The organism is Agrobacterium sp. 5Ca39 (assembly GCF_055382365.1).
On record NZ_AP026437.1, the window covers coordinates 599,983 to 614,275 of the forward strand.

11 protein-coding genes are annotated in these 14,293 nt (G+C 61.2%); all 11 read left to right on the top strand.

Going from position 1 to position 14,293, the window contains the following annotated elements:
• Positions 1–4 precede the first annotated feature (4 nt).
• Positions 5–1,651, top strand: coding sequence for a nickel ABC transporter ATP-binding protein NikE (gene nikE, locus ACZ47E_RS16550; RefSeq protein ID WP_464017055.1), 1,647 nt, complete (start codon positions 5–7; stop codon positions 1,649–1,651).
• Positions 1,652–1,668: 17 nt separating this feature from the next.
• On the top strand, positions 1,669–3,225 hold the full coding sequence (locus ACZ47E_RS16555; protein ID WP_464017056.1) for a hydantoinase/oxoprolinase N-terminal domain-containing protein: 1,557 nt from the start codon (positions 1,669–1,671) through the stop codon (positions 3,223–3,225).
• A complete protein-coding gene (locus tag ACZ47E_RS16560) occupies positions 3,218–4,351 on the top strand; it encodes a DUF917 domain-containing protein (protein WP_464017057.1) in 1,134 nt (377 codons plus the stop codon). Before ACZ47E_RS16555 ends, ACZ47E_RS16560 begins: the two co-directional genes overlap by 8 nt.
• A 43-nt stretch (positions 4,352–4,394) precedes the next feature.
• Entirely contained in the window at positions 4,395–5,990 is a 1,596-nt protein-coding gene (locus tag ACZ47E_RS16565) for an ABC transporter substrate-binding protein (RefSeq protein WP_464017058.1), read from the top strand.
• Positions 5,991–6,107: 117 nt separating this feature from the next.
• Positions 6,108–7,184, top strand: a complete 1,077-nt coding sequence (locus tag ACZ47E_RS16570) for a DUF917 domain-containing protein (RefSeq protein WP_045534354.1) — start codon at positions 6,108–6,110, stop codon at positions 7,182–7,184.
• A complete protein-coding gene (locus ACZ47E_RS16575; RefSeq protein WP_464017059.1) occupies positions 7,181–8,719 on the top strand; it encodes a hydantoinase/oxoprolinase N-terminal domain-containing protein in 1,539 nt (512 codons plus the stop codon). Before ACZ47E_RS16570 ends, ACZ47E_RS16575 begins: the two co-directional genes overlap by 4 nt.
• 44 nt (positions 8,720–8,763) lie before the next feature.
• Entirely contained in the window at positions 8,764–9,708 is a 945-nt protein-coding gene (locus ACZ47E_RS16580; protein ID WP_034498298.1) for an isoaspartyl peptidase/L-asparaginase family protein, read from the top strand.
• 104 nt (positions 9,709–9,812) lie between these two features.
• A complete protein-coding gene (locus tag ACZ47E_RS16585) occupies positions 9,813–10,718 on the top strand; it encodes a LysR family transcriptional regulator (protein ID WP_022563601.1) in 906 nt (301 codons plus the stop codon).
• A gap of 178 nt (positions 10,719–10,896) precedes the next feature.
• Positions 10,897–11,841, top strand: a complete 945-nt coding sequence (locus ACZ47E_RS16590) for an ABC transporter permease (protein ID WP_004438407.1) — start codon at positions 10,897–10,899, stop codon at positions 11,839–11,841.
• Positions 11,838–12,656, top strand: a complete 819-nt coding sequence (locus ACZ47E_RS16595) for an ABC transporter permease (RefSeq protein WP_004438408.1) — start codon at positions 11,838–11,840, stop codon at positions 12,654–12,656. The genes ACZ47E_RS16590 and ACZ47E_RS16595 overlap by 4 nt, the downstream gene beginning before the upstream one ends.
• Positions 12,653–14,287: an ABC transporter ATP-binding protein gene (locus ACZ47E_RS16600; RefSeq protein WP_108081197.1), complete on the top strand. Its 1,635-nt coding sequence runs from the start codon at positions 12,653–12,655 to the stop codon at positions 14,285–14,287. Before ACZ47E_RS16595 ends, ACZ47E_RS16600 begins: the two co-directional genes overlap by 4 nt.
• Positions 14,288–14,293 lie beyond the last annotated feature (6 nt).

Genomic DNA, 14,293 nt, shown 5'->3' on the forward strand with positions numbered 1-14,293 from the left:
GACCATGACTGAATCGCTTCTCAAGGTCGAAAATCTCAACGTCACCTTCACCAATTACGGCCGCACCCGGCAGGTGCTGCGCGATGTCGCCTTCACGGTTGCCGCCGGCGAACGCGTGGCGTTGATCGGCGAAACCGGGTCGGGCAAATCCGTCACGGCGAAGGCAATCATCGGTACCCTGCCGAAAAACGCCGCGATCACATCAGGTGCCATCGTCATCGATGGCCGGGATGTGCTGTCCATGCCACGCAGGGAGCGTGAGGCCCTGAAGGGGACCGCGTTTTCACTGATCATGCAGGACCCGCTCTCCTCCTTCAATCCGGTCTTCAAGATCGGCACGCATCTGGATGATGTCATGCGCTTCGCCGACAAGCGCGATGGAATCAACTCGTCCAAGGCCGAGCGTCGCAACCGCATAGCTGCCGTTCTGCGCCGGGTGCAGCTTGCCGACACCGAGCGGGTGATGGACGCCTATCCGTCCGAACTTTCGGGCGGCATGCGCCAGCGCGTGTTGATCGGGCTTGCCCTGCTGCATCAGCCGAAGCTCCTGATCGCGGACGAGCCGGGCACGGCACTTGATGTGACGACGCAGGATGAAATCCTCAATCTCATCAACCAGCTGGTCGCCGAAGAAAACATGGCGCTCTTGATGATCACCCACAATCTCGGCGTCGTACGCAAGGTGGCGGATCGGGTCGTGGTCATGCATCACGGCGATATCGTCGAGACCGGACCCTGCACGCAAATCCTCCATAGCCCTGCCAAGGATTATACGCGCTCGCTTCTCGATGCCGTGCCTCCGCTTTATGGCCCGCGCGTCACCGATCTGGCGCAGAGCACGCGTTCGCCCATCGTCACCATCGAAGGGCTGAACAAGATTTATGGTCGGCGCAACGGTTATCACGCCGTGCGGGATGTGAATCTGACGCTGAAGGAAGGCGAGGTATTCGGCCTGGCCGGTGAATCCGGCTCCGGCAAAACTTCCGTCGCCCGTATGATCATGGGCCTTTCGCGCCCGACCTCCGGCAATCTTGTCATTGACGCTCCCGCGCCTGCGCGCGGCAAGCGATTGACGCAGATCGTCTATCAAAACCCGGGCACCTCGCTTAATCCGAAGCGCACGGTGAAACAGACGCTTGCCCTGCCGCTGAAATCCATCGGCATGGATGGGCAGGCGCGGGAAAACCGCATGCAGGAACTGATGGGGCTGGTGCGGCTGCCGCAATCCTATCTCGGCAAATATCCGCATGAGCTGTCCGGCGGCCAGAAGCAGCGTGTGGCGATTGCCCGGGCGTTGGCGGCCGAGCCGAAAATTCTCATCCTCGATGAGCCAACGGCCGCACTCGATGTCTCCGTGCAGAAGACGGTTATCGACCTTCTGCTGCAGCTGCGTGAGGAGCTTGGCCTGACCTATCTGATGATCTCGCACGACCTGTCGCTGATGCGCAATTTCTGTTCGCGCATCGCCATCATGCTGCGGGGCGAGATTGTCGAAGAGGGCGTGACGTCGGCGGTCTTCGCCGAACCGGCCCATCCCTACACCCGCGCCCTGATCGCGGCCATCCCCGTCGTCACCGACGAGGAAGAACGTCTCAAACCCACGGTGACCGAGGAAGAGCGCATGCGCTTCCTCGTCAAAACGACCGATTGATGAAAGAGGAGCCTGACGTGTATCGCGTTGGAATTGACGTCGGCGGCACGAATACCGATGCCGTTGTGTTGCAGGATAAGACCGTTCTGGCGGGGGTGAAGGCCTCCACGACAGAGGATGTGACGTCAGGCGTCATCGAAGCCCTTGAAAAGGTCATCGAGGCATCGGGCATAGACAGGGCGCGCATCGGTGCCGTGATGATCGGCACCACGCATTTCACCAATGCGGTGATCGAGCGCCGGCATATGGACGAGGTTGCAGCCATCCGGCTCGGCCTGCCGTCCGGTGCCGGCCTGCCGCCCATGGTCGACTGGCCGGATGATCTCAAAGAAATCGTCGGCAACCACGGTTATCAGGTGCGCGGCGGTTATGAATTCGACGGCCGCGAAATTTCACCGCTCGATGAGGACGAAATCGTCCGCATCGCCGCCGATATTCGTGCCAAGGGCCTGAAGGCCGCCGCCGTGACCTGCGTTTTCAGCGGCATCAACGATGCGATGGAACTTCGGGCGAAGGAAATCCTGCAGGAACGCTGCCCCGGTCTGCCGGTGGTGATGTCCAAGGATATCGGCCGCCATGGCCTGCTTGCACGGGAAAGTGCGGCAATCATGAATGCCAGCCTGCTGTCGCTCGCCGACCGCACGGTTGCGGCTTTCGGCGAAGCGCTGAAGGCTGCGGGCATCACCTGCCCTTTCTATATTACTCAGAACGACGGTACGCTGATGGCGGCTGATGTGGTGCGCGGTTTCCCCGTGCTCACCTTTGCCTCCGGTCCGACGAACTCCATGCGTGGTGCTGCCTTCCTCACCGGCCTCAAGGATGCCGTGGTCGTGGATGTCGGCGGCACCACGTCGGACATCGGCTCGCTTTCACACGGCTTCCCGCGTCAGGCCTCGACCACGGTGGATATTGGCGGCGTGCGCACCAATTTCCGCATGCCTGACGTTTTCTCCATCGGTCTCGGCGGCGGTTCCCTCGTGGTCAATGGCGACCATGGCCTGACTGTCGGGCCGAAATCCGTTGGTTACCGCGTCCGCCGCGAGGCGCTCTGCTTCGGTGGCTCGACCCTGACGGCGACCGATATCGCGGTTGCCTCCGGCAAGGCGGATGTTGGCGAGAAAAAGCTGGTTTCCAGCCTCGACAAAAAGCTCGTGGATGCGGCCGTCAACAAGATCAACGACATGCTTGAAGCCTGCGTGGAGCGCAGCCGCATCTCATCGTCACCAGTGCCGGTTATCGCCGTTGGCGGCGGTTCCATCCTGATGCCGGATCGCATCGGTGATCTTGAGGTTATCCGGCCTGAGAATTTCGCGGTGGCCAATGCCGTTGGCGCGGCCATTGCGCAGATCAGCGGTGAGACCGACCGGGTCTTCTCACTCGTCGATGGACGCACGCGCGAGAGCGTACTGGCTGAGGCAGAAGCGGAGGCCCGCGAAAAGGCGATTGCCGCCGGCGCGGTTGCCGAAACGCTCGAAGTGATCGAGCGCGAGGATATGCCGCTGGCTTACCTGCCCGGCAACGCCACCCGCATTCATGTGAAAGTTGTTGGAGAAATGGGAGCCAATCATGGCTGAGACACGCAAGCTGAAATATGACGAAGAGGCATTGCGGACGCTGACGCGTGAAGATCTCGACGCACTGGAAATCGGCGCAGGCATTCTCGGCACGGGCGGCGGCGGCAATCCCTATCTCGGCAAGCTTCTGGCGCTGGAGGCCATGAAGGCCGGCTACGAGATGAAGATTCTCGCAACCGACGCCATCGAGCCGGACGCGCTCTGCATGTCCATCGGCGGTATCGGCGCGCCTGTCGTCGGCGTCGAGCGCATTCGCGAAGGCCGTGAAGGCCTGCGTTGCCTGCGGGCGATGGAAGAGCTGATCCGCACGCCAGTCGACGCGATCGTCTGCGAGGAAATCGGCGGTTCCAATTCCATGAACCCGCTGGTGACGGCGGCGCTGGGTGGCCTGCCGATCCTCGATTGCGACGGCATGGGCCGGGCTTTCCCGGAAATGCAGATGACCACCTTCTCCATCTATGGCCATAGTTCCACGCCGTCGGTGATGTGCGATCTGCACGGTAATGCCGTCATCTTCAGCCATGCCGTTTCCGAGGTCTGGCACGAGCGTATGGCACGCGCCTGCGTCGTCTCGCAGGGGGGTGGCGCAATGCTGGCGACCGCGCCGATGCAGGCGCACTACGTGCACCAGTATGGCATTCCGAAAACCTACACCAAGGCCATTGCCATCGGTGAGGCGGTGATCCGTGCCCGCAAGCAGCAGGAAGACCCTATTGCTGCAGTCTGCGCGCTCGAAGGCGGGCGGCGCATCTTCAACGGCAAGATCACCGATCTGAAGCGCCATCTTCGCGGCGGTTTCGCCGTCGGCGATCTTACGCTCTCCGGCTTCGACGATTGCGCCGGCCAGACGGCGGGCGTCGCCATCCAGAACGAATTCCTGCTGTTTTCCCGTGACGGCAAGGTGGAAGTGACGGTTCCCGATCTGATCGTCCTGCTCGATGTCGACACCGGTTATCCGATCACCACCGAAGTACTGCGCTACGGCCAGCGCGTGGCCGTCATCGCCATTCCCTGTCACGACCTGCTGCGCAGCGCCCGCGCGCTTGAGGTCGTCGGGCCGGCGGCCTTCGGTTACCCGGACATTCCTTTCTCACCGCTGCCCGTTCCGGTCAGCAAGGCTGCCTAACCATAAGCGGGCCCGATGACCCACAATAAAGAGGAGAACGATAATGAAAATGCCTGTAGTTTCTTCCCGTCTCGCCGCGCTGGCACTCGGCACGGCGCTTGCGTTGCCGATTTTTTCTTCTGCAGCCTTTGCGGAAGACAAGGTGTCGGTCGCGGTCAACACCATGCAGATATTCAGCTCGCTCGACCCGGCGAAAGTGACTGACTACACCGGCTACATGGCCATCGTGAACATGTATGACGGTCTGACCACGGTAAACGCCAAGGGCGAAATCGTGCCGCATCTGGCGAAATCCTGGGAGATTTCCGAGGACGGCCTGACCTACACCTTCCACCTGCGCGACGATGCGAAATTCCAGGACGGTACGGCAGTGAAGGCGGCCGATCTTGCCTGGTCGATCCAGCGCCTGCTCGGTATAAACAAGGGCCCGTCGAACCTCATCGTCGGCGTGCTGAAGCCTGAAAACGTGACCGCACCTGACGATGCAACCCTGGTCATGAAGATCGACCGCCAGTTCTCGCCCTTTATGGCGGCGACGCCGCTGATGATGGCAATGAACAAGACGCTGATCGAAGCCAATGCCAAGCCCGAAGACAAATGGGGTGAGGCTTATGTCGGCGAACATTCCGCAGGTTCCGGCCCCTACAAGTTGATCAGCTACAACCGCTCCGCCGACATGGTCATCGCCCGCAATGCCGATTATTTCCTCGGCTGGACCAAGGGCAAGCCGATCGATGAAGTGCGCTTCGTGCAGACCAGCGACGACGCCACCGTCAAGGCGTTGGCGGAAAAGGGTGAGCTCGGCCTTTCCTCGCACGGGCTCGGCAACGACACCTATGAATCCATCGGCCGGATGAAGGGTTACAAGCTGATCCAGACCCGCACCGCCGGCGGCTTCGTCATCAAGCTCAATACCAAGGTCTATCCGACCGACGACGTCCACGTTCGTCGCGCCATCGCCTATGCGACCGACTACAAGACGATCCAGGAAGTGATCTATCCGGGCTTCGATATGAAGGGACCGCTCTCTGACGCGTTCAAGGACGCGCATAATGGCGATATCCAGCCGGGCGTCTACGATCTGGAAAAAGCCAAGGAAGAGCTGGCGAAGTCGAAATATGCCGGCCAGAAGATCACGCTCGTCAACAGCTATGTCGCGTCGCTCGCCTTCGAGGCGGAAGTGGCGCTGCTGTTGCAGTCCAGCCTCGAGCAGATCGGCATCACGCTCGATATCAAGCCTGAGCCGTGGAACCGTATCGTCGAGCTTTCTTCCAAGCCCGAAACAACGCCGGCATCGACGCAGCTGAACATCTCGCCGACCTATCCGTCGCCGGATTCGATGTTCTACAACCAGTATCATTCCAAGGCATCCGGCACCTGGATGTCGATGGAATGGCTGCAGAACGCGGAAATCGACGGGCTGATCGACAAGGTTCGCTCCACCACTGACGTCAACGAGCAGAACGCTACCTACAAGGAGCTGCAGACAAAGATCGTCGATCTTCAGCCTGACGTCTGGGCGGTTGCGCCGAACCGCCGTTATGCGGCGAACAATTGCCTTCAGGGTTACGAGTTCATTCCCATGCAGAGCTGGGATCTGAACTTTTCAAACTTCCATTGGGACTGCAAAGCGGAGTGATCTTCACTTCATGAAAACCGGCCCCGCCACAAAGGCGGGGCCTGCCAGACTTGGAACTTCAAAGGGAAGGAGCATCGCCTGCGGCCGGAAAGGCTGCGGCATGCCCGAGGATGACGCATGATCCAGGAATTTTCCGAAGACGATATCGAACCTCTGGCCACCGGCGCCTGGATCCTGGGAACGGGTGGCGGCGGCAATCCCTATATCTCGACGCTCAATCTGCGGCGTCTCTATGCCGAGGGGCGACGCGTCAAGGTCATGGATCCCATGGCGCTTGCCGATGACGACATGGTCGCCGTCGTGTCCAAGATGGGTGCCCCGCTTGTCGGTCAGGAACGGCTGGGAGACCCCGTGCATCTTGCCCGCGCTGTCGAGGTCATGGAGGATTATCTCGGCAAGCCGTTCCGGGCGATCATGAGTGTGGAGATCGGCGGCTCCAACGCGCTCTCGTCTTTCCTCGCTGCCGCCGTCCTCGACCGGCCGGTCGTCAATGCCGACGCCATGGGACGTGCCTATCCGGAAGCGCAGATGACATCCTTCGCCATCGGCAACCTGCCGATGTTTCCGCTGTCGCTGGTCGATGTGCGCGACAATGAGGTGATCGTAACGCGGGCTGCCTCATGGAAATGGATGGAGCGTATCTCGCGTAAGGTCTGCACCGAAGTGGGCTCCACCGCCGCCACCTGCAAAGCGCCGCGCACCGGCAAGGAAGTGAAGGAGTGGGGCATTCATTACACCGTCACCAAGGCGACCGAACTCGGGCGCGCCGTGATGGAGGCGCGTGCGCGCCATGACAATCCCGTTCAGGCGGTTCTCGACCACGAAGGCGGCAAGCAGCTGTTTCGCGGCAAGGTGGTGGACGTGGCCCGCGAGACCACGGGTGGTTTCCTGCGCGGCAGCACCACCATTGAAGGCATTGATGCCGACCGTGGCTCGCGCATGGAGCTCGCATTCCAGAATGAGTGGGCCGTTGCCTTCCGCGATGGCCAGCCAGTCGCCATGACGCCGGACCTGCTTTGCCTTCTCGATACGATTTCCGGCGGCGCCATCGGTACGGAATCGGTGCGTTACGGCCAGCGCGTGACGGTTGTCGCCCTGCCGGCACCCGAGCTTTTGACGACGCCTGCCGGCATCGCCGCCGTCGGCCCGCGCGCCTTCGGTTATGACATTGACTTCAGATCGGTATTCCCATGAAACGCATCGGTATTGACGTTGGCGGCACCAATACGGATGCCGTTTTGATCGATGGAGACACCATTGTCGCCTCCATCAAGGTTCCGACCACGCAGGATGTCCTCTCGGGCGTAAAAGCAGCGCTTGCCCATGTGTCCGGCCATGTCGGCGCGACGGATCGACCGATCGACGCGGTGATGATCGGCACCACCCATTTCACCAATGCAGTGGTGGAGCGCGCCCGGCTGGAACGGGTTGCAGCCATCCGCATCGCTCTGCCGACCGGTTCTTCGCTGCCGCCCATGTGCGACTGGCCAAAAGATTTGTACGATGCTGTCGATCCGTTGATTTTCATGGTCCATGGTGGCCATGAATATGATGGCAGCCCGCTGGTGCCGATGATTCCCGATGAAATTCGGGAGGCGGCGATGAAAATTCGCGATGCGGGCATCACTTCCATCGCCATTTCGGCAACCTTCTCGCCGTTGACAACGGAATGCGAAGTGCGGGCGGCGGAAATCGTCCGTTCGGTCATTCCCGATGCACGCATCACGCTTTCCCATACGCTTGGCCGCATCGGGCTTCTGGAGCGGGAAAACGTCGCCCTGCTGAACGCGGCACTGCAAACCCTTGGCAAGACCACTGTTCAGGCATTTTCGGATGCGTTGCGCGAAGCAGGTGTGAAGGCGCCATTCTATCTGACCCAGAATGACGGCACGGTGGCGCTCGCGGATGTCGCCGCTGCCAACCCGGTGCACAGCTTCGCTTCCGGCCCGACGAACTCAATGCGGGGTGCTGCCTTCCTCACCGGGCTAACCGATGCCATGGTGGTGGATGTCGGCGGCACGACTTCCGATATTGGCTGCCTTGTCGGCGGTTTTCCGCGGGAAGCGAACAATATCGTCCATATTGGCGGGGTGCGCACGCTCTTCCGCATGCCCGATCTTCTGCCGATTGCGCTCGGCGGCGGCACGATCGTTGATCCTGAGACGGGCAAGATCGGTCCACGCTCGGTCGGTTATCGCATCCTGACGCAGGCCCGTGTTTTCGGCGGCGATACGCTCACGACCTCGGATATTGCCGTTGCCGCGGGGCTGATCGAGATGGGTGACCGCGACCGTGTCAAAGGCCTCGATCCGGCTTTCGTGCAGGCCACACTCCAACGCATCCGTGACATGGTGGCCGACAGTTTCGACCAGATGAAGACCTCGGCGGAAGATGTGCCGCTCGTTGCCGTCGGCGGCGGGGCGTTTTTGATTCCCGAGACGGTTCCGGGTGCGTTGGAAGTGCTGCGTGTGGAAAATGCCGGCGTTGCCAATGCGCTGGGCGCGGCGATGGCGCAGGTTTCCGGCGAGGTTGACCAGGTCTTTTCCGGCCTGAGCCGCGAGGAGGCCCTTGCGAAAGCAGAGACCGAGGCGCAGAACGCGGCGATTGCTTCTGGAGCGGAGCGAGCGAGCCTGAAGACGCTTGAGGTGGAAGATATCCCGATTGCCTATCTGCCTGGCGGCGCGCGGCGGGTTCGCGTGCGGGTCATCGGCGATATCGCCTTTCATTGATGGTAAGAGGCCCTGCGGTGAGCGGGGCGACGAGGGGAGAGAACATGACGAAGATCGCACTGGCCATTCACGGTGGTTGCGGCGTTATGCCGGAAGACAGTATGACTTCAGAGGAGTGGACCGCTGCGCGCGATGATCTGGCAGCGGCGCTGCGTGCCGGTTATGGCGTATTGAAGGCTGGCGGAACCGCGCTTGAGGCGGTCGAGGCGGCGGTCGTTGTCATGGAGGACAGCCCGCATTTTAACGCAGGGCATGGTGCCGCACTGAACGAGAACGGCATCCACGAACTCGATGCCTCGATCATGGATGGTGCCACATTGGCAGCGGGCGCGATCAGCGCGTCCCGCGCCATTCGCAATCCGGTGAAAGCAGCCCGCGCACTGATGGCGGATGACCGTGCCGTCTATCTGACGGGGGAGGCGGCCGACCGCTTTGCAGAGGAAAAGGGGCTCGCGACCGAGCCGCAATCCTATTTCACGACTCAAAAGCGCCGTGAAGCACTGGCGGCGATGAAGCGCCACGCCGCCGCTGGCACGGAAGCGACGGAAAACGAGAAACACGGAACCGTGGGTGCGGTGGCGCTCGATGCGGCGGGCCATCTTGCCGCGGCCACCTCGACAGGTGGCTACACCAACAAGCCCGATGGCCGGGTGGGTGACAGCCCGGTGATCGGGGCAGGCACCTATGCACGGGATGGGGCCTGCGCGGTTTCCGGCACCGGCAAGGGCGAATTTTTCATCCGCTACGTCGTCGGTCACGAGATCGCATCCCGCGTCGCCTATCTCGGGCAGGATCTGGAGACTGCTGCTGGCAATCTCGTCCATAAGGATCTGGCGCCCTACGATATTGGCGCGGGTCTTGTGGCTATCGATGCCGAAGGCGGGATTGCAGCGCCCTACAATACCCCCGGCATGTTCCGCGGTTGGGTTACCTCCACGGGTGATGCTTGCGTGGCCACCCATGACACCGTGTATTCGGTGGAACTTTAGGCAGTTGCCGCGTGCGAGATAAAAAACCGGTGACATGAAGCGTTATCGGCGGCAAAACGTCAGAACCGAAACCGGCTTGTCTCTTCATCCATGGTGCTGGCCTCATGAACATCAAGCAGCTCGAAGTTCTTCGCACGCTTCTTTCCACCGGCTCGACCATCGCCACGGCCAAGGCAATGGGGCTTAGCCAATCCGGTATCAGCCGGCTGCTGGCGCAGCTTGAGGCCGACCTGTCTCTGACGCTGTTTGCCCGCGACAAAGGGCGGCTCATTCCGACACCGGAGGCGGTGCTGCTTGCGCGGGATGCGGAAAACGTGCTGCTTGCGGTCGACCGCATGTCCGGTCATGCGGAAGATTTGCGGAATGGTGCGGCTGGTCCGGAAATCGTGCGCATCGGGCTGCCGAGCAGTATGTGGGAAAATTTCGCGCCCGCCATGCTGATCGACTATGTCCGGGATTTTCCCGGCGTTCGCATCGAGACTTTTTTCGAGACGACGACCGCCATCAACAAGCTTGTCGGCGAGCGGGTGATTGATCTCGGTTTCCTGCGGATGGAAGGTGAGATCGGGCCGGGCATCGACGTCGAGCGTGTCGCGACCGGCAAGAGTGTGTGCGTGGTCCGGGAGGATCATCCGCTGGCAGCGCTTGACGAAATTACCGTGAAGGACCTGCGCAACATTCCGCTCGTCCTGATCGGCCGCCAGCGGCCAAATCGCATGGCGCTCGATCAGGTGTTCAAAAAGGCTGGCGTCAAACCGATGGTGAAGATCGAGACTCACACCAACAGTTCCGCCTGCGCCTATGTGGCGCACGGGTTGGGGGTAACGATCATCAGCAGTTTTTATGCCAACCTCTATCGGCACCTGCCCGTTGTCGCGCGGCCGTTCGTCCCGCAGGCGACGCAGGAGTTCGGTCTTGCCCGCGCCTCCGGGGCACCGCTCTCCATCGCTGCGCAGGCGCTGAGCGATGCCTTGAAGCGGAAAATCCAGCTCTCGCAAAAGATCGTCTGAAGCGGGATTTTGGGCGGAAGATGTCCTTGTCCTCATCGGGATGACCGCGCCGTCATTATGCATAGAGGTATGACGTTTATGCATAATATTGCGTGATATTTCTCAATCCGTCATAGTCGCCAGCAATGAAACCGATAGAGGCGGGCTGTCACTACCTGCCATCAATCGTGGGGAACCGATGATAAGATTCATACTGAGCCGTCTTTTGATGGCGCTGCCGACGATCGCATTCGTGTCGATCACGGTGTTTGCGCTCATCCGCTTCATTCCCGGCGATCCGGCCGCCCTGATGCTGGGCGACATGGCGCAACCGGAACAGATCGAAGCCATGAGGACCGAGCTCGGCCTCGACAAGTCCATGCCGCAACAGTTCGTCATCTGGGCCGGCAATGTGGTGCAGGGCGATTTCGGTCGCTCCATCGTCAATGACGAGCCGGTGCTGCCGCTGGTCGTCTCGCGCTTTCTCGTCAGCGCCGAGATCGTCGTGGTCGCGGTGCTTCTCGCCAGCCTGATTGCGGTTCCGGCAGGCGTGATCGCCGCCTGGAAACAGAACAGCCTGACTGATCTCGCGCTGGTCGGAACGGCGACGCTGCTTCTGTCCATTCCCACGTTCTGGCTTGGCCTTCTGCTCCTTCTGTTTTTCGGCCTGAAACTCGGCTGGCTGCCGGTGCTCGGATATGTGTCGATCAGCGACAATCTCGTCGGCGGCATGCTTTATCTCGTCCTGCCCGTCATGACGCTGGTAATCCACGAAATGGGTGTTCTGATCCGCATGGCGCGCGCCTCGACGCTGGAGGTTCTGCGGCTGGATTACATCACCCACGCCCGCGCCAAGGGCCTTTCGGAAAGCGCCGTTCTCTGGCGGCACGCCTTCAAGAATGCCTTCGGTCCGACCTGGACAATGATCGGCCTCATCCTTGGCAATCTTCTCGGCGGCATCGCCGTTATCGAAACGGTGTTCACCATTCCGGGCCTCGGGCGGTTGATGGTCGACAGTATTTTTGCCCGCGACTATCCGGTCATACAGGGCTGTCTGCTGTTCGTCTCGCTCTCCTATGTTCTGGTCAACCTGTTCGTCGACCTCCTCTATCCCCTCTTCGATCCGCGCGTGGTTGCCGAATGAAAAAGTTCACACTCAACGGGCTTATCGGTGGCTTTCTCATCGCCCTCCTGCTCATCACCGCCGCGACCGGCCTGTTCTGGACGCCTTATGATCCAATGAAGCTCGGTTTCGCCTCGCGTCTGGCCAGTCCAAGCGCCAGCCATCTTCTCGGCACCGATGAATTCGGGCGCGATGTTTTGAGCCGCCTGATGGTCGGCGCACGTGCCAGCGTCTGGATCGGCTTCCTGACGGTCAGCTTCGCGACGATCTGCGGCACGCTGATCGGCCTTGTCAGCGGTTATGCGCGGGGCTGGGTGGATGGCGTCATCATGGCCATCAACAATGCGCTTCTCGCCTTTCCCGGCATTCTGCTGGCGCTGGGCCTGCTCGCGGTGTTCGGCGCAAACCAGTATGGCATTATCTTCGCACTCGGTATCGCTTATACGCCATCCATGGCCCGCGTGGTGCGCGGTGCCGTGCTTTCTCTGCGTGAGCGTGAATTCATCGAGGCGTCGCTGGTGATGGGCAATGGTGAAATCTACACCATGTTCCGCCACATCCTGCCCAATTGCATCGCGCCGATCACGGTTCTTGCCACTTCCATGTTTGGCTGGGCCATTCTGTCGGAAAGCGCGCTCTCCTTCCTTGGCCTTGGTGTGCCGCCGCCGGCCCCCACCTGGGGCAACATGCTGGCCGCCGGCCGACCCTTCATCCAGCAGGCCGTGTGGCTGGGTCTTTTCCCCGGTCTCTGCATCGCGCTGACGCTGCTCGGCATCAATCTTTTGGGCGATGCCCTCCGCGACAGGCTTGACCCGCGCATGAGAGGTCTCAAATGACTGATAATACACTTCTCACCGTCCGGGGCCTTTCGCTCGAAGTCGCCAGAACCGGCCATCGGGTGGTCAAGGATGTTTCCTTCGATATAGCCGCGGGCGAAATCTTCGGCATCGTCGGTGAAAGCGGTTCGGGCAAGACGCTCGCCACCCGCGCGCTCATCTCGCTTCTGCCACCGGCCATCGCTGTCACCGGCGGGTCGATCGTCTACAAGGGGCAGGATGTGATGTCCCTGCCGGTGAAGGCGCTTCGAAATCTGCGCGGCGCGGAGATCGGCGTGGTGTTTCAGGAGCCGATGACCTCCCTCAATCCATCAATGACGATAGGCCGGCAGCTGGAAGAGGGGCTGATCCTTCACACGAAACAGTCGGGAGAAGAGCGCCGCGCGAGAATTCTCGACATGCTGAGCCGGGTCGGCCTCCGCGATCCCGAAGGCGCGTTGACGGCCTATCCGCATGAGTTTTCCGGCGGTATGCGCCAGCGCATCATGCTGGCCTCGGTCATGCTGTTGAAACCCGCTTTGCTGATTGCCGACGAGCCGACGACGGCACTTGACGCTGTCATCCAGCGCGATGTCATGGAACTGATGGTGGAGCTGACACGTGCGGAAGGCACCGCCGTTTTGCTCATCAGCCATGATCTGCCGATGGTGGCGCGTTATACCAGACGCATCGTGGTCATGGAAAAAGGCGCGATTGTCGAGCAGGGCCGTACCGAGGACCTGCTGGACGCGCCGCAGCACCCATATACCAAGAAGCTGCTTTCCTCCCTGCCGTTCCGTGGCGAGCCGCGCCGTATCGACACCTCCAAAGCGCCGATGGTTTCGGCCCGCGATATCGTTGTCGATTATGCCGGCCGCAAATCCCTGCTGAAGAAAGCCAAGCCAAAGCGCGCGCTGCATGGCGTCAGCATCGATATTCATGAGGGAGAGGTCGTGGCGCTGGTTGGCGGCTCCGGTTCCGGCAAAACGACGCTTGGCCGCACCATTGCCGGGCTCGTCGAGGAAAGCGAAGGGCATATCCGCTTTCAGGGCCGCGAGCGCAACGAGGACTGGAAGGATTATCGCCTGAATTGCCAGATGGTGTTTCAGGATCCCTATTCCTCGCTTGATCCGCGCATGACCATTCAGGCGCTGGTGGAGGAGGCATTGCGCCTCGTGCCTGACCTCGATCAGGCCGCCAAGCGCAAGCGGGCGCTGGAAACACTGGAGGAAGTGGGGCTCGGCGCTGACTACGCCGCCCGTTATCCGCACGAGCTTTCCGGCGGCCAGCGCCAGCGCGTGGCGATTGCCCGCGCCATTGCCCGCCGTCCGCGGTTCCTGATCGCCGACGAACCGGTCTCGGCACTCGACGTGACGGTGCGGGCGCAGGTGCTCGATCTCTTTTCCGATTTGCAGAAACGTTACGGCTTTTCCTGCCTGTTCATCAGCCATGATCTCGGTGTGGTGGAGCAGGTGGCGGACCGTGTCGTCGTCATGCAGGACGGGCGCATCATCGAAGAGGGTGACCGCGACACGATTTTCGACAGTCCGAAGGAAGCCTATACGCGCCGGCTGCTCTCGGCCATTCCCGCCCTCGACCAGAATGAAAAGGGCGGCGTGACACTGAAATGGCGTCTGGAAGATGAAGTTTAACAGGAA

Coding starts and splice junctions, on each gene's coding strand:
- ACZ47E_RS16585 (WP_022563601.1), top strand. CDS start 9,813: ATGAACATCAAGCAGCTCGAAGTTCTTCGCACGCTTCTTTCCACCGGC.
- ACZ47E_RS16565 (WP_464017058.1), top strand. CDS start 4,395: ATGAAAATGCCTGTAGTTTCTTCCCGTCTCGCCGCGCTGGCACTCGGC.
- ACZ47E_RS16590 (WP_004438407.1), top strand. CDS start 10,897: ATGATAAGATTCATACTGAGCCGTCTTTTGATGGCGCTGCCGACGATC.
- ACZ47E_RS16600 (WP_108081197.1), top strand. CDS start 12,653: ATGACTGATAATACACTTCTCACCGTCCGGGGCCTTTCGCTCGAAGTC.
- ACZ47E_RS16595 (WP_004438408.1), top strand. CDS start 11,838: ATGAAAAAGTTCACACTCAACGGGCTTATCGGTGGCTTTCTCATCGCC.
- nikE (WP_464017055.1), top strand. CDS start 5: ATGACTGAATCGCTTCTCAAGGTCGAAAATCTCAACGTCACCTTCACC.
- ACZ47E_RS16575 (WP_464017059.1), top strand. CDS start 7,181: ATGAAACGCATCGGTATTGACGTTGGCGGCACCAATACGGATGCCGTT.
- ACZ47E_RS16570 (WP_045534354.1), top strand. CDS start 6,108: ATGATCCAGGAATTTTCCGAAGACGATATCGAACCTCTGGCCACCGGC.
- ACZ47E_RS16580 (WP_034498298.1), top strand. CDS start 8,764: ATGACGAAGATCGCACTGGCCATTCACGGTGGTTGCGGCGTTATGCCG.
- ACZ47E_RS16560 (WP_464017057.1), top strand. CDS start 3,218: ATGGCTGAGACACGCAAGCTGAAATATGACGAAGAGGCATTGCGGACG.